General features: G+C 63.9%; 18 protein-coding genes. 5 read left to right on the plus strand and 13 right to left on the minus strand.

All coding sequences use genetic code 11. The annotated features are described in order from the left end of the window. Nucleotides 1-3: 3 nt before the first annotated feature. The 12 genes from EN861_RS00745 to uxuA form a co-directional block, all read right to left on the minus strand. Nucleotides 4-1,797 carry a CoA-transferase gene (locus EN861_RS00745; RefSeq protein ID WP_245511973.1) on the minus strand — a complete coding sequence of 598 codons (1,794 nt, stop codon included), beginning with the start codon at nt 1,795-1,797 and terminating at the stop codon, nt 4-6. Beyond that, nucleotides 1,794-2,810 carry a hypothetical protein gene (locus EN861_RS00750; RefSeq protein ID WP_135861835.1) on the minus strand — a complete coding sequence of 339 codons (1,017 nt, stop codon included), beginning with the start codon at nt 2,808-2,810 and terminating at the stop codon, nt 1,794-1,796. The genes EN861_RS00745 and EN861_RS00750 overlap by 4 nt, the downstream gene beginning before the upstream one ends. After that, nucleotides 2,807-3,595, minus strand: a complete 789-nt coding sequence (locus tag EN861_RS00755; protein WP_135861837.1) for an enoyl-CoA hydratase/isomerase family protein — start codon at nt 3,593-3,595, stop codon at nt 2,807-2,809. The genes EN861_RS00750 and EN861_RS00755 overlap by 4 nt, the downstream gene beginning before the upstream one ends. Nucleotides 3,596-3,597: 2 nt before the next feature. Next, complete coding sequence (locus EN861_RS00760) at nt 3,598-4,803, minus strand: CaiB/BaiF CoA-transferase family protein (RefSeq protein ID WP_135861840.1); 1,206 nt, start codon at nt 4,801-4,803, stop codon at nt 3,598-3,600. 18 nt (nt 4,804-4,821) lie between these two features. Then, nucleotides 4,822-5,607: an SDR family oxidoreductase gene (locus tag EN861_RS00765; RefSeq protein WP_135861842.1), complete on the minus strand. Its 786-nt coding sequence runs from the start codon at nt 5,605-5,607 to the stop codon at nt 4,822-4,824. Between the two features lies 1 nt (nt 5,608). Next, complete coding sequence (locus tag EN861_RS00770; protein ID WP_135861845.1) at nt 5,609-6,604, minus strand: ABC transporter permease; 996 nt, start codon at nt 6,602-6,604, stop codon at nt 5,609-5,611. A 4-nt stretch (nt 6,605-6,608) separates the two neighbouring features. Then, nucleotides 6,609-8,141 carry a sugar ABC transporter ATP-binding protein gene (locus tag EN861_RS00775; protein ID WP_135861847.1) on the minus strand — a complete coding sequence of 511 codons (1,533 nt, stop codon included), beginning with the start codon at nt 8,139-8,141 and terminating at the stop codon, nt 6,609-6,611. Further along, complete coding sequence (locus EN861_RS00780) at nt 8,131-9,114, minus strand: ABC transporter permease (RefSeq protein WP_135861849.1); 984 nt, start codon at nt 9,112-9,114, stop codon at nt 8,131-8,133. The genes EN861_RS00775 and EN861_RS00780 overlap by 11 nt, the downstream gene beginning before the upstream one ends. Before the next feature lie 69 nt (nt 9,115-9,183). Then, nucleotides 9,184-10,215 carry a sugar ABC transporter substrate-binding protein gene (locus EN861_RS00785; RefSeq protein ID WP_127278950.1) on the minus strand — a complete coding sequence of 344 codons (1,032 nt, stop codon included), beginning with the start codon at nt 10,213-10,215 and terminating at the stop codon, nt 9,184-9,186. Nucleotides 10,216-10,242: 27 nt separating this feature from the next. Next, nucleotides 10,243-11,094: an IclR family transcriptional regulator gene (locus EN861_RS00790; protein WP_127278949.1), complete on the minus strand. Its 852-nt coding sequence runs from the start codon at nt 11,092-11,094 to the stop codon at nt 10,243-10,245. Then, entirely contained in the window at nt 11,094-12,236 is a 1,143-nt protein-coding gene (locus EN861_RS00795; RefSeq protein ID WP_135861851.1) for an extracellular solute-binding protein, read from the minus strand. Before EN861_RS00795 ends, EN861_RS00790 begins: the two co-directional genes overlap by 1 nt. Nucleotides 12,237-12,354: 118 nt before the next feature. After that, the gene (gene uxuA / locus EN861_RS00800; protein ID WP_135861853.1) at nt 12,355-13,539 is read right to left on the minus strand and encodes a mannonate dehydratase; all 1,185 of its coding nucleotides are present in this window, start codon (nt 13,537-13,539) and stop codon (nt 12,355-12,357) included. Between the two features lie 135 nt (nt 13,540-13,674). On the opposite strand from uxuA, the gene EN861_RS00805 reads away from it, so the two are divergent. The 5 genes from EN861_RS00805 (at nt 13,675) to EN861_RS00825 (ending at nt 17,968) form a co-directional block, all read left to right on the plus strand. Continuing rightward, nucleotides 13,675-14,463 (plus strand): FCD domain-containing protein, encoded by a 789-nt coding sequence (locus tag EN861_RS00805; protein ID WP_245511974.1) that lies wholly within the window; start codon nt 13,675-13,677, stop codon nt 14,461-14,463. Next, on the plus strand, nt 14,456-15,241 hold the full coding sequence (locus EN861_RS00810; RefSeq protein WP_135861855.1) for an SDR family oxidoreductase: 786 nt from the start codon (nt 14,456-14,458) through the stop codon (nt 15,239-15,241). The genes EN861_RS00805 and EN861_RS00810 overlap by 8 nt, the downstream gene beginning before the upstream one ends. Nucleotides 15,242-15,245: 4 nt before the next feature. Then, entirely contained in the window at nt 15,246-16,361 is a 1,116-nt protein-coding gene (locus EN861_RS00815) for a mannonate dehydratase (RefSeq protein WP_135861857.1), read from the plus strand. Continuing rightward, nucleotides 16,361-17,062 carry an RraA family protein gene (locus tag EN861_RS00820; RefSeq protein ID WP_127278944.1) on the plus strand — a complete coding sequence of 234 codons (702 nt, stop codon included), beginning with the start codon at nt 16,361-16,363 and terminating at the stop codon, nt 17,060-17,062. The genes EN861_RS00815 and EN861_RS00820 overlap by 1 nt, the downstream gene beginning before the upstream one ends. Nucleotides 17,063-17,182: 120 nt before the next feature. Further along, on the plus strand, nt 17,183-17,968 hold the full coding sequence (locus EN861_RS00825; protein WP_135861859.1) for a DUF1236 domain-containing protein: 786 nt from the start codon (nt 17,183-17,185) through the stop codon (nt 17,966-17,968). Nucleotides 17,969-18,090: 122 nt separating this feature from the next. Here the strand turns inward: EN861_RS00825 and EN861_RS00830 are convergent, their stop codons facing one another. After that, a complete protein-coding gene (locus EN861_RS00830) occupies nt 18,091-18,702 on the minus strand; it encodes an alpha-ketoglutarate-dependent dioxygenase AlkB (protein ID WP_127281025.1) in 612 nt (203 codons plus the stop codon). Nucleotides 18,703-18,758 lie beyond the last annotated feature (56 nt).

The following is an 18,758-nucleotide window of genomic DNA, read 5'->3' on the forward strand; positions in this document are numbered from 1 at the left end:
GAATCAGCTCCTTGCGGTGAACGACCTCTGCTCTGCTGCTATACAGCGCTCGACCATGACGCGGTCCGCGGCGAGGATTTCCGCGATCAGCGCGCCGCGCTCCTTGGCACTGACGAATTCCAGGCGGCGCAAGCCGAGCGGATCGATGCGATTGCGCAGGACGGCGAGCGTATCGCTGGAAGGCAGCGGGACCTCGCGGCAATCGGCATCGAAGGTCACCGCAAATCCGGTGGCGTCGCGGATCTGCGGCTGCGTGGTACCAGGCATTGTCTCGATGACGATCAATTCCCGGGATATCTGGTCGAGCCGGAAGATGCAGAGGTCGGTGAAGACCAGCGCCTTGCCGGTGCGATAGCCCATCGGCTCGCGCTCGGCCGGCGTCAGCAGCCCGCGTGCGGAACTGGCGATCTCGACCCCCTCGACCAGCGACTGGGCCGAATGGCGGGGAACGTAGAGCAAATAGTCGCGATGCATGTTGGCGACATCGGCCATGCCGCCCTGCCCCGGCAGCCGGATCAGTCCGCCGCTTGGCTTGCGCAGCGCGATGGTGTTGACGCGGCCGCGCCGGTCGACCTGGGCTGCGCCGACGATCTCATGCGTCACGGCACCGGCCTGGTAGTAGGTCGAATAAGTATCGTCGCCGCCTGCATGCGCCGCCGCCGTCTCGCAATCAAGGCTTTCGATCAGCGACAGGATCATCGGGCTCGGCGCGATGTCGAGATGGCCGCAACTCATCGTCGCGATGATCATGTCCGGCGCGTGCGCTGCCTTGGCCAGCCGGTAGGCGACATTGGCGAGCGGCGAGACGGCGCCGGCACTGGCGAAGCTTTCATTGTCGAGTTCGGCCGCGATTCTTGCGGCGATAATCTCGTCGACGGATGCTTTCCTGTCGCCATGCACGAGACCAGGCATCGCGAGGACAGTCTCGGCGCTGACTTTCGCAGCCTGTTGGAGCGGCTCCGGCACGCCTTCCGGAGGCATGCGCAGATTGTCCGCCAGGGCTGCGTCCTTGGCCGCGAACGCCTTCGACAATGCCGGGTAGTCCGTGACGTAGAATGGCAGGCAGGATGCCGGATAAGCGCTGCCTGGCGCGAGCGCTATAGCCGAGACCTGATTACGGGTGAGGATGCTCTGGCGGCCGTCCTGCCGCAGCGCCCCGACCGGGACAATTTCCTCGACCGTGACCAGCACTTTGCGAGCAGCACCGGCCATGGCGAAGTCCAGGGCACGTGGCCCGATAATCTGCACATTGCCGCTTTCGTCGGCGCGCTGAGCATGGACGACGAACGTATCGAGCCGCAGCGGCGGGATAAATCCCGTATCTGTTCCGGTCACCGGGTCAGGCCTGGCGCTCGCGCCCGGCACACGCGCCAGCATGTCCGATCCCAGTGGCAGTTGGAACGGCATCGACGGCAGGTTCTGCTGCGCCGCCCGCAGCGCCTGGATCATGGCGAGTGCCGTCCAGTCGCGAACAGGGATTGCGCCGGCCTCGGCAGCCGCGCGGAACCTCGGCGGCAACCCAAATATGTCGAGACTGGAAAAACAGAGATCGATTTTCGCAACGGCATTTGCTTCGAGCAGCAGTTCAAGCGGCAAGCCGCCAGCCCAGCAGACGTAGTGCAAGTCCTTGACGCCGGAACGCGCGACAGCGCGCAGCAAGGCGATCGGCAGCCGGGCGAAATGGTGGCCGCCGACGCCAAGCGAGTCGCCATGGCCGACCATCGCGGCCAATCCCTCGATATTGGTGAAGTGCGGCCGGTTCGGTTTGACTAGGGACGTCTCGGAACTGTTCCTCACAGCGCGGATGCCTCGATACGGTAGCGGGTCACGAACGGGTTTTCGGGCGAGAATTCCAGCGCCGTCGCAATGCCGGATTGCGCGATCGGATTGTCGGCCAGGGCGGTTGCCGGGCCGAGGCCGAAGGGCGAGCAGATCGGCTCGAAGCCGATGGCGACATGACGCCCATTCCAAGGGGCGGCCTTGCGGCCGCGATTGGAGTACCACAGCAGGAGGCTCGGGAAATGCGCCTTTTGCCAGGAGAGTTTTACGCGATAGCCCTCCGCGTGGTTGGCAAGCGCCGCGGTGCCGTCTAGCCCTTCGATCTGCAGCAATTCCTCGGTATCGGCGGTGAGCGGCAATCGCGAGGCGTCGGCCGTGCCGCCGGCGCGCGCGGGCACGCTGGTGAGGTCGGTGAAGGATTTGCCGCGGGCAAAGAGTTCCGCCCCGGGTTCGACGTCATGCGGGTAAGTGCGGCCTTCATCGAAGCGGCCGAGCTCCAGCGTCGCGGCGCCTGTCTCGAACGGCAGCCGGAAAACCGGATGCAGGCCGATCGGCAGGCGGCAGGCACGGCGGACGACGATCCTGAACTCAATGTCGATGGCCGGCGCCGATGGTTCGGGCATTATCGTCCGTTCGACGCGCGCGACCGGGCTTGCCTGCGGGTAGTTGAGAGCCAGCGACAGTGACCCGTTCTCGCTCTCGCACCAGGTCCAGTCATGGTTGGAACTGTGGCCGTGGACTTCCTCGTCCGGAGCCGGCGGCCCCATGACACCCGCCCAGTTCCCGGGCCATCCCTCGGCAGGCACCGAATAACCGAAGGGCACGCAGGGCCATTCGCCGCGCAGCTTGCGCAGGATGCCCGGCAGTGCCTCCGTGTCCGGTTCGTTCGACCACGGCGCGATGTGCATCGGCGAGACCTGCCTGCCGTCCTGCAGAATGAAAGTAACCGGCGCCAGCATGGCGCCGAGCCGCTGCACGGTCAGCGCGCCGTGCGCCCAACCCAGTCCGCGATAGTCGTCGCCGCCCTTCACGGCCCGGCCTTCTTCACCTTCGCGATGCTCCTCTCGGCGAACTCCCTGACGCGCCGCTGGCCGATCTCGCCGCGGTAGAGGTCGCCTAATATGTCGCGCTCCATGGCGAGACCGGCAGCCAGATCGCCCGCCACGGCATGCGCCGTCAGCCTCTTCAACCCTTCGATCGCGGCGGCGGGTTCGGCGGCGATCATTCCGGCCAGTTCCAGCGCGCGCGGCATCAACCTGTCGACGTCGACGATCTCGTTGACCAGGCCGGCAGTGACGAATTCGGACGCCGGCACGATCGCGCCGGTCATCAGCAGAAAATTGGCGCGGTTGCGGCCGAGCTTGGCGACGCTGCGCTGCGTGCCGCCGCCGCCGGGGATCAGCCCGAGCTTGATCTCCGGCAGGCCGAGCTTGGCGAACTGGTTGGCGATGACGATGTCGCAGCACAGCACCAGTTCCATGCCGCCGCCCAGCGCGAAGCCGTTGACCGCCGCGATCACCGGCTTTGCATTGTTCTCGATCGCCGCGTACATGCGCGTGCCGGCGGCCTGGAAAATGTCGAACTCCGGGCCGGTCTGCGCGGCATATTCCTTGATGTCGGCGCCGGCCATGAAGCCGCGCCCCTCGCCGGTCACCACGATCGCACCGACGCCCTCGTCGCCGGACAGCGCCTCGAAGGCTTCGGTGATCTCACCTTGCATCAGCCGGTTCATGGCGTTGAGCTGGTCGGCCCGGCGGAAAGTGACGACCGCGACGCGGCTTGATATTTCAACCGTGAGTGTCTGGTAGGCGCGCATCGTCAGGCCGCATCCACGGTCATGTCGCCGGATGCTTCCAGCGCTGCGATCTCATCCTTCGAGAGACCGAACTCGGCCAGGATCTCGCGGCCATGCTGGCCGACCAGCGGCGCGGGCCGCTCGATGGTCGCCGGCGTCTCGCTCATCTTCACCGCCGGTGCCACCACCCGCACCTTGCCGCCGCGCGGATGATCGTAGCTGGTGATCATGCCCATATGCGTGACCTGCGGATCCTCGGCCGCGCGGCGGATGTCCTTCACCTCCGCGCACCAGATGTCGGCTGCCAGCAGCCGCGCCAACAGATCCTGCGTGCCAAACTTTTTGGTCTCGGCATTGACCTTTTCGAACACCTCGTCGCGCTTGTCGAACAGGGTCTTGAGATCGTCGTAGACGGCAAGCTGTGGCGCCCGCAGCACCTCGTACAGCGTCTTGAACGGGCTCATGGCGATCGAGATGTAGCCGCCGTCGCTGGTCTCGTAGATGCCGAACGGCGCCTGCATGCCGGGATGGCCGATGCCGGAATTCGGCCGCACGAAATCCTCGCCGAGATTGAGCACGGCGACATATTCCTGGTTGAGATGCGCCAAAAGACCGGCCAGCAGATTGACCTCGATCTTCTGGCCCTTGCCGGTCTTCTCGCGATAATAGAGCGCCGACAGGATGCCATAGACCATGTTCATGGCGCCGATCTGGTCGGCGAGGCCCGCGCCGGCGGGAACCGGAGCCTGGTCGCCGCGGCCGGTGTTGGCGATCAGCCCTGCCAACCCCTGGATCAGCATGTCCTGACCGGGGCGCTCGACATAGGGTCCCTCCTCGCCATAGCCCGACCCGGAGCAGTAGATGACGCGCGGATTGACAGCCTTGAAGTCCTCATAGCCGTAGCCGAGCTTGGCCAGCACGCCGGGACGGAAATTCTGCACGACGACGTCGGCGCTCTTCGCCATCTCCATGATGATGGCATGTACCTTGCGGCTCTTCAGGTTCAGCGCGATCGAGCGCTTGTTGCGGTTCCACGCGAGGAAGTTCGGGCTCTCCGAGCCGCCAACCCATTTGGCGAAGAATGTCATGCCACGGAACATGTCGCCGGCGCCTGCGCGCTCGATCTTGATGACATCGGCGCCCATGTCGCCCAGCAGTTGCGTTGCGAACGGCCCCTGCAGCAGATGGCTGAAGTCGAGGATGCGGACGCCTTCGAGAGCCTTGTTCATGTCATGTCTCTTTGTGTTTCAAAGCAGTTCGGGAACGTAGCGCGCGGCGGCGGTCAGGCCGCCATCGACGCGCAGGTCGGTGCCGGTGGTGAAGCCGGCTGCATCGGAGGCGAGATAGACGGCGGCTTCGGCAACCTCGGACGGCTCGCCTATGCGGCCGAGCGGATGCATCTTGACCCAGGCCTTGGCGAGGTTGCCGCCGATCTCCTTGATCAGCTTGTCGTTCATCGGCGTGTTGATGGTGCCCGGCGAGATCGAATTGACGCGGATGTTCATCGGGCCGAACTCGACCGCCATCTGGCGCGTCATCGCCATCACCGCGCCCTTGGCGCCGGCATAGGCGGTCCAGCCATCCAGCCCGATATGGCCCTGGGCCGAGGCCATGTTGATGATCGAGCCTGATTTCTGCGCGATCATGTGCGGCAGCGCGTGTTTGCAGCCGCGAAACACGCTGGTCAGGTTGACCGACATCAGCCGGTGCCATTGTTCGTCGGTCATCTCATGCACCGGCATGCCGCCAATGGCGATGGCGGCATTGTTGACCAGAATGTCGAGGTGCCCGGTCTTCTTGACGGCACTGTCGATGAGCCCCGAGATATCGGCCTCCTGCGACACATCGCAATGCACATAATCGGCACGGCGGCCGGCCGCGCGCAGCGCGGCGGCGAAATCCTCGCCTGCTTTGTCGGCGATGTCACCGATGAAGACATGCGCGCCTTCGCGCGCCATCGCCTCGGCAATCGCGTGGCCTATGCCGTCGGCCGCACCGGTGATGACGGCGGTTTTTGCTTCGAGACGAGCCATGTCAGCCTCCGTTCGCGCGCCGGCGCTTCGCCTCGTCGAAGGCGACCGCGGCGATGATGATCATGCCGGTGATGACCAGCTGCCACTCGGTCGGCAGGCCAAGCCCGCGCAGGCCATTGGACAGAAACTGGAGGATCAGCACGCCGAGCGCCATGCCGGTCAGGCTGCCGATGCCGCCGGCGAGGCTGACCCCGCCGAGCACCGTTGCCGCGACGACCTGGAATTCGAAATTGAGTCCGGCCGTGTGCTGCGCCGAGCCGACGCGCGCGGCCAGGATGATGCCGGCAACCGTCGCCAGCAGCGAACTGATGATAAAGCAGATGAACTTCACCCGCCGGACATCATAGCCGGCAAGCCGCGCCACTTCCTGATTGCCGCCGACGGCATAGATCTGCCGTCCGAACGGCCGGTGCTGCATCATGTAGCCGAAGGCGGCAAGCAGGACGATCGCAATGACCGCCGAATACGGGATGATGTTGAACAGGCGGCCATCCGAGAGCGCGATGAAGCTGTCGAGGCTGGCATTGTCCGGGATCGCGCGCTGGCCGGTGTAGAGATAGACGCCGCCGCGCATGATGAACATCGTGCCCAAGGTCACGATCAGCGAGTTGATGCCGGCATAGGCGGTGAGATAGCCGTTCACCACACCGATGATCAGGCCGAACAGCAGTGCTGCGCTGACGCCGAGCAGCAGCGAGTTGGTGTCGTTCATGATGATGATCAGCGGCAACGCTATGGTCGCGAGCAACGATCCGATCGAGATATCGACCTCACCGGAGATGAAGACGATGGCGCAGCCAATGCCGGCGGTGAGCGCGAGCGAAGCCTGGCCGAGCACGTTGGTCATGTTGCGCACGGAGAAGAAATTCTCGACCGTGACGGAAAAGAAGACCAGTACCAGGATGAGGCAGACGAACAATGCCAGTTCCTGCCGGGCAAAGAGCCGCGCCAGCAGGGAGGGTTGAGCTTTTGCGGAAGCTATATTGGCAAGGCTCATGGTCTTATCCGATCGCCGCATTGAGGATCTTTTCCTGCGTGGCTTCATCGCGCGACATGATCGCGGTCAGACGGCCCTCGCACATCACGGCGATCCGGTCGGCGAGACCGAGCAGCTCCGGCATTTCCGATGTCATCATGACGACCGCCAGGCCTTCGCCGGCGAGCCGGTCGATCAGCGCGAAGATCTCCGACTTGGCGCCGACATCGATGCCGCGCGTCGGCTCGTCGACGACGATCACCTTCAGGCCTCGCATCAGCCAGCGCGAGATCAGCACCTTCTGCTGATTGCCGCCCGACAGATTCTTCACCTGCTGGAACAGGCTGGGGGTCTTGATGCGGAAGCGGTCGACATAGTCCTGCACCGCCCGGTGCTCCTTCGCCGTATCGATGAAGCCCATGCGTGCGAAGGCGCCAAGCGAGGCGAGGCTGGCATTCTGGTAGACGGGCAGCTCGCCCATCAGCCCTTCGCTCTTGCGATCCTCGGTGAGCAGGCCGATGCCGAGCCTGACACCGGTGCGCGTGTCATGTGGCGTGAGGCGCTGACCGTCGACGCTGATCGTGCCCGCGGTGATCGGATCATAGCCGACGATCGCCTTGGCGAGTTCGGTGCGGCCCGCGCCCATCAAGCCGAAGAAGCCGAGCACCTCGCCGGTGCGTGCCTCGAAAGACACCTCGTCGAGCTTCCTCGCCGTGCTGAGCTTCTCCACCGACAAGGCAACCTTGCCGCCTGCCGCGCCGCGCTGGCGCGGAAACAGATTGTCGATGCGACGTCCGATCATGTCCTGGATCAGCGTGTCGTTGCTGTGCTCGCCGATCGGTTTGGTCGAGATGTGGCGCCCGTCGCGCAGCACCGTCACCGTGTCGGCGATCTCGAACACCTCGTCGAGCTTGTGGCTGACATAGACCACCGCGATGCCGAGGCTGGCCAGACGGCGGATGACGGTGAACAGCAGCGACACCTCGTTCGGCGTCAGCGAGGACGTCGGCTCGTCCATCACCACGACGCGGGCCTCATGAGCGAGCGCGCGGGCGATTTCGACCATCTGCTGCTGGCTGACCGGCAGCGAACCCGTGCGCGCAGCCGGATCGACATTGAAACCGATACGGTTGAACAGGGCGGCTGAATCGGCGCGGATTTTCTTCCAGTCGATCGAGCCCGTCCTGCCGGTCGGGTAGCCCTCGAGGAAGATGTTCTCGGCAACCGTGAATTCGGAGATCAACGCAATCTCCTGGAAGACGACCTTGATGCCCTCTTTCAGGCTGTCGCGCGGCGACTGGATATCGACCTCGCGTCCGCGCATGCGAATGGTACCGGCATCCTTGCCGTAGACGCCGGCCATGATCTTGATCAGCGTCGACTTGCCGGCGCCGTTCTCGCCCATCAGGGCATGGATCTTGCCGGGCTTCAGGGTGAAGTCGACATTGTCGAGCGCCACGACACCCGGGAAGCGCTTGTCGATGCCGCGCAATTCCAGTGCCGGCACATCGGTATCGATGGCCGCGCCCTCGCCGGGGTGCAGAAAATCAACGGACATTGGCTCTGTTCCGGATGATGTCGAGATAGGTGGCCAGGATGATGACGACGCCCGGCACCACCATCTGCAGATCCTGGTTCCAGCCGAGGATGATGATGCCGTTGTCGATCACCTTCAGCACCAGCACGCCGAGCAAGGTGCCGAACAGCGAGCCGCGCCCGCCGAGCAGGCTGGTGCCGCCGAGGATGACGGCGGCGATGACGGTCAGTTCGAAACCACGGCCGGCGGTCGGCTGGCCAGCATTCATCAGCGACGAAAGGATCATGCCGGCAACGCCGACGCATAGGCCGGTGACGACGAAGGCAAACAGCTTGAGGCGTTCGGAACGTACGCCGGACAGGCGCACCGCCTTTTCATTGGCGCCCACCGCGTAGAGGTAGCGGCCGAGCGTGGTGAAGCGCAGCGTGACATAGGCGACCACGAAGATCAGCGCGGCCAGGATGACAGGCACAGGCACAGGCCCGACATAGCCGGCGCCGAGGTCGGTGAAGCTTGCCAGCTGATTGTGGTTCTGCACCGCCTCGCGCGTGAACAGATAGACGCCGCCCTGCAGCATCATCATCGTGCCGATGGTGGCGATCAGCGAGTTCACTCTCAGCCTGGTGACGACCAGGCCGTTGAACAGTCCGACCCCGCCGGCAAAGGCGAGCGCCGCCAGCATGCCGAGCGCCAGGCTGTGGGTGGAATTCAGCACCGCCATGCCGATGCAGCCGACGAAAGCGAGCGAGGCGCCGACCGACAGGTCGACCTCGGCGGTGATGATGAGCATGGTCATGCCCGAGGCAACGACCAGCACCAGCGCGCATTGGCGCAGGATGGCGATGATGTTGGCTTCCGAATGGAATTGCGGCGCCGCGATCGAGATGGCGATGCACAGCACAGCCAGGATGACGCCCAGCACGAGCTGGCTGCTGCCCAGCAGCTGGCCGCCGATGAAACGCTTCGGTGCGGAGGCGTGTGTAAGCTCGCTCATTTCAGTCCATTCCAGACCACTTGCCTGACACTGCCCTTCCCGCGTCAGGGAAGGGCAGCGTCATCAGGCTTATTGCTTCAGGTCGGCGGAGGTCTTCATGCACTTTGCCGGCGGCTGGAGCGCGTTGACGGCATCCCATTTGATGGTGCGGGTGGTGCCGTCATAATCATAGTACTTCTTCCAGTCGTCGCCGTTCATAGGCGCCGTCGGGCTGACGATGTGCTCGGGCACTTCCTCGTTGTTGAAGAGCTTGACCGCCGCGTCGATGGCGGTGAACCCTTCCTTTTCCGGGAACATCGCGGCCTCGATGCGGTACGATGGTTCGTTCTGCATGGCGTTGATGAAGGCGAGGCCCTCGCCGCCGGTGCCGACCGTCAACAGGCCGTCTTGCGACTTCCCTGCCGCCTTCCAGGCTTGCAGGCCGCCAAGCGAGGACGAGTCGTTGATGCCGTAGATGATGTTGATGTCGGCATTCTTGGCGAGCGCCGCCGAGGAGACTTCGAGCGCACGGTCGGGGTTGCCGCCGCCGTCGAGGTCGTGGACCATGACCGCATCAGGAATGACGGTCTTCAGCCCGTCCATGAAGCCGTGCGAGCGCAGCACCGTGGCCGACAGCAGCGGCAGGCCGACATTCATCACCTTGGCAGTGCCGCCAAGCTTTTCCTTGGCGTATTTGCCGGCTTCTACCCCGGACATGTAGCCCGTATCGTAGTCGCAGATGGCGACCATCGTGGTCATGCCCTTGACCGGGTTGCCTTCCAGCACCACCGGGACGTTGGCTGCCTTGGCCTGTCGCAACAGCGGCACCACGCCTTCCTCGTTGACCGGGGTGATGATCAGCACGTCGACACCCTTGGCGATGAAGTCTTCGGCCGCGGCGACCTGCTTGGCGATGTCGAGATTGGCGTCCTGCACCTCGACTTCGATGCCGAGTTCCTTGCCGTGAGCCTTCATGCCCTTGATGACGTTCTGATACCACTCGTGGGTGGCGTAGTTGGTGACGTAGCCGATGCGCTTGGGCATGTTCTCGGCATGCGCGGTGGCGGCGCCGAGCGCCAGCATGGCGGCTGACGCAAACAGGATTGACTTGGACCAGAGCATTTTCTTCTCCCAGATTTATCGCTTTTGTTAGTCGCTGAACGGGTAGTCCCGCCGTTCCGGGTCGGCACGTAAAGAAGAGGCGGAGTCGGACCAGCCGAGTGCCGCCGATATCTTTTCGGCGGCGGCCTGGGTACGTTCGAAAACGGCTTCGCGGCCGAACCGCGCCGCCTTTTGCGGCAGCAGCGGAACGGTGAGCGCGGCGATGACGGCACCGGTGTGGTCGCGCACCGGCATCGAGATGTTGGTGCAGCCTTCGACCGCCAGCGAGGCGCGCATCTCGTAGCCGAGCCTCGCGACCTCGTTCAGCCGCGCCTCGATTTCAGCCCGACTGCCCTGGCCTTCGCCGGCGGCCACGATGCGCTCGACGATCCGGTCGCGCTCGGCCCGGTTCGAATGGGCAAGCAGCACGGCGCCCGAACTGGTTTCGAGGATCGGGAAATGCGACCCCAGCGCCACCGAGTAACGCATCGGCAGCGGGGAATCGATCTGCAGCACCACCAGCGCGTTTTGTCCTTCGCGCACCACCAAGTGGCAGCTTTGGTCGGCATTGGCGGTCAGTTCGCGCATTGCCGGCAGTGCGCATTCGACCAGCCGGTTTACCGGCGGATGCATATGCGCCAGTTCGAACAGCTTCAGCGACAGACGGAAACGGTCCGACTGGGTGCGGAAGATGTAGCCGCGCTTCTCCAGGAGAAGCAGAATGCGGTAGATCTCGTGGATGGAGCGTCCCAAGCCGGCCGCGATCTCGGTCTGGGTCAGCGTCTCGGCACTCGAGGCCATGAACTCCAGAACGTCGAGCGCCTTGTCCACCGCCGGCACGCGATAGCCGTTGCGGCCGGCTTCGCCGTCGTCGAGTGTATCGGCAACGCTGGCGGCCATCACGCAATGCTGCCTTCCGGTTGCCTGGTTTCGCGGTAGAGGCGATTGACGAGGTCAGTAAGGTCGGCCGCCGATACCTCGCCGGCGATGGCGGCCGCCGCATGCGGCGCGCATTCGCGGAAGAAGGCGATGAAGCCCGGATGCGTCGGACGCAGATAGGACGACGTGATGGTCCGAAGCGTGGCGCTGAAGAAACCGCCTGAAAGCGCGTTGACCTCGGCGTCTTTCCAGGCGGCGAGCGATCCCGGCTGTCCGCCCGCCTTCACATAATCGCCGCGCTGGTAGTCGGGCGAACACAGGAAGAGCGCATAGTCGATCGCCGCCTGTTTGTGTTTCGACTGGGCGCTGACGCCGATGCCGGCGCCGCCGAGCAAGGCGCCGGCGGAGCCCGGCGTCGGCACGTCGGCAAAGCGCAGATATGGCCCGTCGGTTTTCGCCGCGTAATTCACATAGCCGAAGGCGAACGGCACATAGACCACGTCGTCATGCGCGATCATGTGGTCATAGCAGCGGATCGGGTTCCATTTCGACGAGTCCGGATGCGAAAGCGCCGCCAGCTCCCGCAACTGCGCGATGGCCTGCTCGACCCTTTGCCTGGCGATGAATTGCTCACCGGCCTCCTGCGGATGGCCGAGCGTCAGAAGCATGCACATGGCATCCGTCGGGACCGAGGGCAGACCGAGCCATTTGCCGTCCTTGCGCGCAAGCCGGCCGAGTTCCAGCACCTCGTCATGCGTGCGCGGCACCGGCCCGTAGCGCTCCAGCAGGTCAGGGCGATAGGACGCGACCTGGCAGGCGGCATCGATCGGCAGTGCCCATTGACGTCCGTTCCTTTCGTAGGAGCGCCAGGACCCGCCGACTGAATCGTGTTCGAAGAACCGTATTTGCTCCGCCGACAGATGCGCGTCGAACGGCACCATCAGCTCATCCTGCGCGATGTCGCCTATGAAGGGATGGTCGAACACGACCAGATCGTAAGTGCCGAGCACCGGACCGAGCGCGCCCTCGCCGAATTCATACAGGCTGCGGCGGTCCCATTCGATTTCGAGGCCGGTATTGCCAGCGCAATAGGGCGCGACGCTGGCGTCCAGCGGACCCCAGCAACGTCGATGATCCCACGCAAGACCGCGCAGCCTTGTCATTTCAGGCATTCCTCCCTGGAGCCGGGCATGACTGCCCGGCCCGCCGACTAGTAGCAGGTATTTTCACATAGACAAGTAACTTTTACATATGCAAACGGCAGTTCGCCTTCCGATGGCCTCAGGCCAGGCCGAACCGCTCGACGGCGCGCATGATGCCGCGCAGCTCGGCGAGGCCCTTCAGCCGACCGATCAGCGAGTAGCCGGGATTGATCTTTTTCTTGCCGATGTCGTCTGCGAGCAGGTGGCCATGATCCGGCCGCATCGGGATTCGCCAGTCGGCGCGGCCTTGTGCGCGGCGGCGCGCCTCTTCCTGCATCAAAGCGAGGATGACATGCGCCATGTCAGTGCCACCCTCGAGATGCTCGGCCTCATAGAACGAGCCGTCGTCCTCGATGGTGATGTTGCGCAGATGGACGAAATGGATGCGGTCGGCGAATTCCTTGACCATGGCGACGATGTCGTTGTCGGCGCGCGTGCCGTAGGAACCAGTGCAGAAGGTCAAGCCATTGGCGGGGCTGTCGACAGCGTTGAGGATGAAACGCGCATCCTCGGCCGTGGAAACGACGCGCGGCAGGCCATAGAGCGAGAATGGCGGATCGTCGGGGTGGATGCACATGCGCACCCCCGCCTCTTCAGCCGCCGGAATGATCTCGCGCAGGAACCAGGCGAGGTTGTCGCGCAGTTCCTTCGGCCCGATCGCATCGTATTCCGCCAGGGCCTCGCGGAAACTGTCCCTGTTATAGCTGCGCTCCGTTGCCGGCAGGCCGGCGATCAGGTTGCGCTCGATCTGGTCGATCTGCTCCGGCGTCAGCGCCTTCAGGCGTTGCTCGGCCTCGGCGATACGCGCCGGCGTGTAGCTTGCCGCGCCATTCTTGCGCTGCAGGACAAAGAGATCATAGGCGGCAAAGTCGATGGCGTCGAAACGCAAGGCGTAGCCCGTCGTCGGCAGCCGGTAGGCCAGATCGGTACGGGTCCAGTCGACCACCGGCATGAAATTGTAGCAGATCGTCGCGATGCCGGCCTTGGCGAGCGCGCGGATGCTGTCGCGATAATAGCCGGCATAGCGCTCGCGCTCCGGCGCGCCGATCTTGAACGAATTGTGGACCGGGATGCTCTCGACAACCGACCAGGTCAGCCCAGCGGCCTCGATGATGCGCTTGCGCTCGAGCACATCGGCCTCGGGCCAGGCCCTGCCGTCATAAATCTGGTGGAGCGCCGAAACCACGCCGGTGGCGCCAGCCTGTTTGACATGCTCGAGCGTCACCGGATCATCGGGACCGTACCAGCGCCAACACTGTTCCATGAAGTCTCCTCACTGTTTGGCGGCGACCATATTGTTGGACCACCATCCTGTCAACAGAACCTTTATTGCCGCTCAAGGTTGATTTTTGATCGACAGAACTCTAATCTGGTCCAACAAATCGCAAGGAACTAGCTGTTGGAACAGGCGAGCCGCGAGCCGATGGAAGCGTCTGAAGAAGCAGGAATCAGCAGTTCGGCCGTCGACCAGACGGTGCGGCAGATCCTCGACCTCATTCGCAATCGGGCCTTGTCCGTCGGCGACGTCCTGCCTACGGAACGGGAGCTCGGCGAATTGTTCGGCGCCAGCCGCAACACGATTCGCGAGGCGCTGCGCACCATCCGCACCTATGGCCTGATCGACCCCAAGCCGCGTGTCGGCGCGGTGCTGGCCGACAGGCAGAGCGTCGCGATCCAGAATTTCTTTGCCGCGCAAATGGACATATCGAAGACGTCCTTTCACGACATACAGGGATTTCGCCGCATCATCGAGGTGAGCGTCGGCGATCACATCATCCTCAATGCCGGCATCGCCGAACTCGACGCCCTGGACGAGGTCAATGGCCTGATCGAAACCGCCAGGGATGTGCAGGAGGCGGCGCAGCGCGATTTCGATTTCCACCTGGCGCTGATGAAGCTCGCCGGCAACCGCATGCTGGTGCAGACCTACCAGTTCCTGTCGCCGGTCATCCTCCACATCATGACCGTCGGCAAATCCATCCGGCCGGTGCTGAGCGAAACACGCCACGCCCATGGCGAGATCATCGCGGCGCTGCGTGCGCGCGACCGCATCGCCTATAGCTACCTGATGAGCCGGCACCTCGACTTCGGCCTGCGCTTCGTTCCCGACGATCTCGAAAACGCCCGAACCGCGCCGGTGACCCCGTCGCCAGACAGAACACTTCCCAAGGATTTGCCCCATGCTTGATTTCGAGAACAAGGTTGCGCTGATCACCGGCACGACCGGCATCGCGCTGGCCACCGCCAGGCGCCTGGCCCAAGGTGGTGCCTCGATCGTCGCTTGCGGCATCGACAGGGCAGCCAACGCCGCCATGCAGGAAAGCCTCGCCAAGGCCGGGGCGAGCGCTTTGGTGCAAACCGTAGACGTCTCCGTTGCCGACGAGGTGCGCGAGGCGGTCGCGGCCGGCGTCGCGAAATTCGGCGGCATCGATGTCATCGTCAATTCGGCGGCGGTGCATCCCTATGGAACGGCAACGACGACCGACTGGGAAACCTGGAACCGGGCGATGACGGTCAATGTCGGCTCGATCTACCTGACCGCGCATTTCGGCATCCCGGAAATGGTCAAGCGCGGCGGCGGTGCCATCGTCAACGTCGCCTCGGTGCAGGGCTTTGCCTGCCAGCAGAATGTCGCCGCCTACGCCACGACCAAGGGCGCCATCCACACGCTGACGCGGTCGCTGGCGCTCGATTACGCCGCATCGGGCATAAGGGTGAATTCGGTCAGCCCGGGTTCGATCCGAACACCGATCCTGGAGAAAGCCGCGCGCGGCAACAATGGCAGCGATGCCGACGTCGAAGAGGCCTACAGGCGCTTTGGCGCCGCCCATCCGCTCGGCCGCATCGGCGAGCCCGAGGAAGTGGCGGAGCTTATCGCGTTCCTGTGCTCGTCGAAGGCCGGATTCTGCACCGGCGCCGATTACAGAATAGATGGCGGGCTGACCGCCGGCATTGGCGTGAAGTAGCACCATGAAGATCGGTCTTGGCCTTTACCGGGAGTCGCTCACGCCGGATAATTTCCGCTTTGCCCGACAGGCAGGCGCGACCCACATCGTTGCCCACCTCACCAACTATTTTCGCGGCCGCGACCCTTCGCTGTCCGCCGGCAGCGAGAAAGAAGGCTGGGGCGACTGCTCCGCCGACGAACTCTGGAATTACGAGGATTTCGCCGGCCTGGTGAAGACCGTGCGCGACAATGGTCTGGAAATAGCCGCGATCGAGAATTTCTCGCCTCGCTTCTGGTCCGACATCCTGCTCGGTGGTCCCGACAGGGCAAAGCAGATCGAGGGGCTGAAGCGCCTTATCCGCGACGCCGGGCGCGCCGGCATTCCCTGCATCGGCTATAATTTCTCGATTGCCGGGGTCTGGGGCTGGTCGCGTGGACCTTTCGCGCGCGGCGAGGCGATGTCGGTCGGGCTCGATCTCTCCGCCATCGATGCCGATCTGCCGCTGCCAGACGGCGTCGTCTGGAACATGCGTTACCGTGCGGGAAGGCCGGATGCGGAACCCGTGCGCGTCAGCAGCGAGGAACTTTGGCAGCGCCTGGACGTGTTTCTGCGCGAGATCGTCCCGGTGGCCGAAGAGGCTGGCGTCATGCTGGCGGCGCATCCCGACGATCCGCCGGCCGAAGCATTGCGCGGGGCGGCGCGGCTGGTCAACCGGCCGGAAAAATACGACCGGCTGATGAACATCGTCGACTCGCCGTCCAACGGTCTGGAACTCTGTCTCGGCTCGCTTCAGGAGATGCCTGGCACGGAGGATATTTACGGCCACGTCAGGCGCTTCGCCCGACGCGGCCGTATCGGCTATATCCATTTCCGCAACGTGCGCGGCAAGGTGCCCAGATATCACGAGACCTTCGTCGATGATGGCGACATCGACATGGCCGAGATCGTCCGCATCCTGCGCGATGAGAACTATCAAGGCGTGATGATCCCCGACCATACGCCGGAAATGTCCTGCGACGCGCCTTGGCATGCCGGCAAGGCTTTTGCACTCGGCTATATGCGTGCGCTGGTGCAGAACGCCACGGCCCTCGGGCCTTCCCGCACCGCCCCATCCACCGACCTTCGGAGGCAAGCCTGATGACCGGATCGACCCGCCTCGATGGTGACGACGCCGAAATGTATCGCCTGTTCGAAACCGAACTGTTCGTCGCCGTGGTTGGCGACGTGATGGATACGCTCGGGCTGCAACACCAGTTCCTGCCGCCGGTGTTCAAGCCGGTCGACGACAAGACGCACCTGCTCGGCCGGGCCATGCCGGTGCTTGAAACAGATATCTTCCTGTCCGACGAGCCGACGCACAATCCGCTGATGACCAAGCCGTTCGGGCTGATGTTCGAGGCGCTGGACGATCTGAAGCCCGGCGAGATCTACGTCGCGAGCGGTGCCTCGCCCCGTTACGCCCTGTGGGGCGAGCTGATGTCGACGCGCGCCAAAATCCTCGGCGCGCACGGCGCCCTGGTCGACGGCTTCGCCCGCGACACGGACGGCATCAAGGCGCTTGGATTTCCCTGCTTCTGCACCGGTTACTACGCACAGGACCAGGGCGTGCGCGGCAAGGTGATCGATTATCGCTGCGCGCTCGAAATCGGCGGCGTGCGGATCGAGCCGGGGACGCTGCTGTTCGGCGACAAGGAAGGCGTTATCGTCATCCCGCGACAGGCCGAGGAAGAAGTGGTGCGGCTGGCCTTGGAAAAAGTGCGTGGCGAAAAGCTCGTCGCCAGGGCGATCCGCGAAGGCATGAGCGCGGTGGAAGCCTACAGGACTTTCGGCATCATGTGATCGGTCCCGAGGGGCTCGGATCCAGCCGTGGGTGGCGGCATTAACGCATCCAGTCCGGAACAATCTTTTTTGGTCGAAGTTCCCCCCTTGAAGGGACGAACTCTCCGAAGGAGATTTCCTATGAAACATGTTCTCATGACCAGCATGCTTGCGATCGGGCTCGGCTGCGGGACGGCGATGGCTCAGACACGGCAGCCCGCCGAAAGCCAATCAGGAGCGGATACGAACTGCGCATCCGGCACGACCAACTGCCAAAACGGCTCGAAGATGAAGGACCAGGCACAGGGCACCAAGTCCCAGACTGATCAGCAGGCTCAGGGCAAGGCCAAGATGAAGACGGACGAGCAAGCCCAGGGCAAGGCCAAGGTCCAGACCGATCAGCAGGCTCAGGGCAAGGCAGGCACCAAGACGGACGAGCAGGCCCAGGGCAAGGCTAAGGTCCAGACCGATCAGCAGGCCCAGGGCAAGGCAGGCGCCACTACGGACCAGCAGGCCCAGGGCAAGGCTAAGGTCCAGACCGATCAGCAGGCCCAGGGCAAGGCAGGCGCCACTACGGACCAGCAGGCCCAGGGCAAGGCTAAGGTCCAGACCGATCAGCAGGCTCAGGGTAAGGCCTCCACGCAGGACAAGACTTCGACCGCGTCCATCAACAATGTGACGGTCGAACAGAAGACCCAGATCACCCAGGTGTTCAGGGAAACCAAGGTCGAGCCGGTCGCCAGCGTCAATTTCGACGTCTCCGTCGGCATCGAAGTCCCGCGGCACAAGATCAGGCTGCATCGTTTGCCGGCTCGCATCGTCAAGATCGTTCCGGCCTACGAAGCCTACGAGTATTTCGTTCTCGCCGACGGCCGGATCGTCATCGTCGATCCGGATACCTACAAGATCGTGCTGATCCTGACCTAGGAGCAATTCCAGGAAAATTTAACAGCACGACATTGCTCAACCCGCTCCGCCGCACGCGGGTCGGGTTGAGCACTTATGGCGAGATGGATGCGGGCAGCTTCCCCTGCACACCTCAGCGCAGCTCAGGAATTCCGAGACCGCAATGTCCGCAAGGTAATCGAGTAGCGGTGCTCGGCAAGCGGCGGGATGCTGTGCTCCCATTCTGTTCGCGAAGAGCCCGTCATGAGATAGGCCGATCTCGGCTCGACAGTGACGGTCCGGCGCTCCCATCCAGATCCGTTCTCGCGCCGAAGGCGGAAATCGCAGGGCGCCAGCAGCGAGACGCCCGCGACGTCCTCGAAATGAGGCTTGTCGCGGTGCCAGCCGATACCAGCGCCGGGCCGGTATTCATTGATCAAGACCTGGGCGAAGGCGTCGGTGGGCCGGCGCGCAAAGGCCGCGACCTTTTCGCGCAGGGGCAGCAGAAAGTCAGGGATCGGCGGTGCCTCGACGACCTCGCGCCGGTCATAATCGTAGCGAAGGCCAAAACCGACGACACGCCGGTTCGCCAGATGGCCGTGGAAGTCGAAGGCCTTGAAGGGCAGTCCTTCAAGCTGTCGGACAAGTTCGATTTCCTCTTGCGGCGTGATCAGTCCGGGCTGGTACGCGAAGCCCTCCGGCAAATCATCCTGAGCGGCACCAAAGAGATCGTACTGGGCCACACGGCCGGCTGTTTTCGGTTTGAGCGGCGACATCGTGCCTAGATGGTGAAGGCCGGACCACAGGGCAAGACGGGAACCGCGCTTGCTTG

It is taken from the genome of Mesorhizobium sp. M8A.F.Ca.ET.218.01.1.1 (assembly GCF_004791165.1).
Classification (GTDB): domain Bacteria; phylum Pseudomonadota; class Alphaproteobacteria; order Rhizobiales; family Rhizobiaceae; genus Mesorhizobium.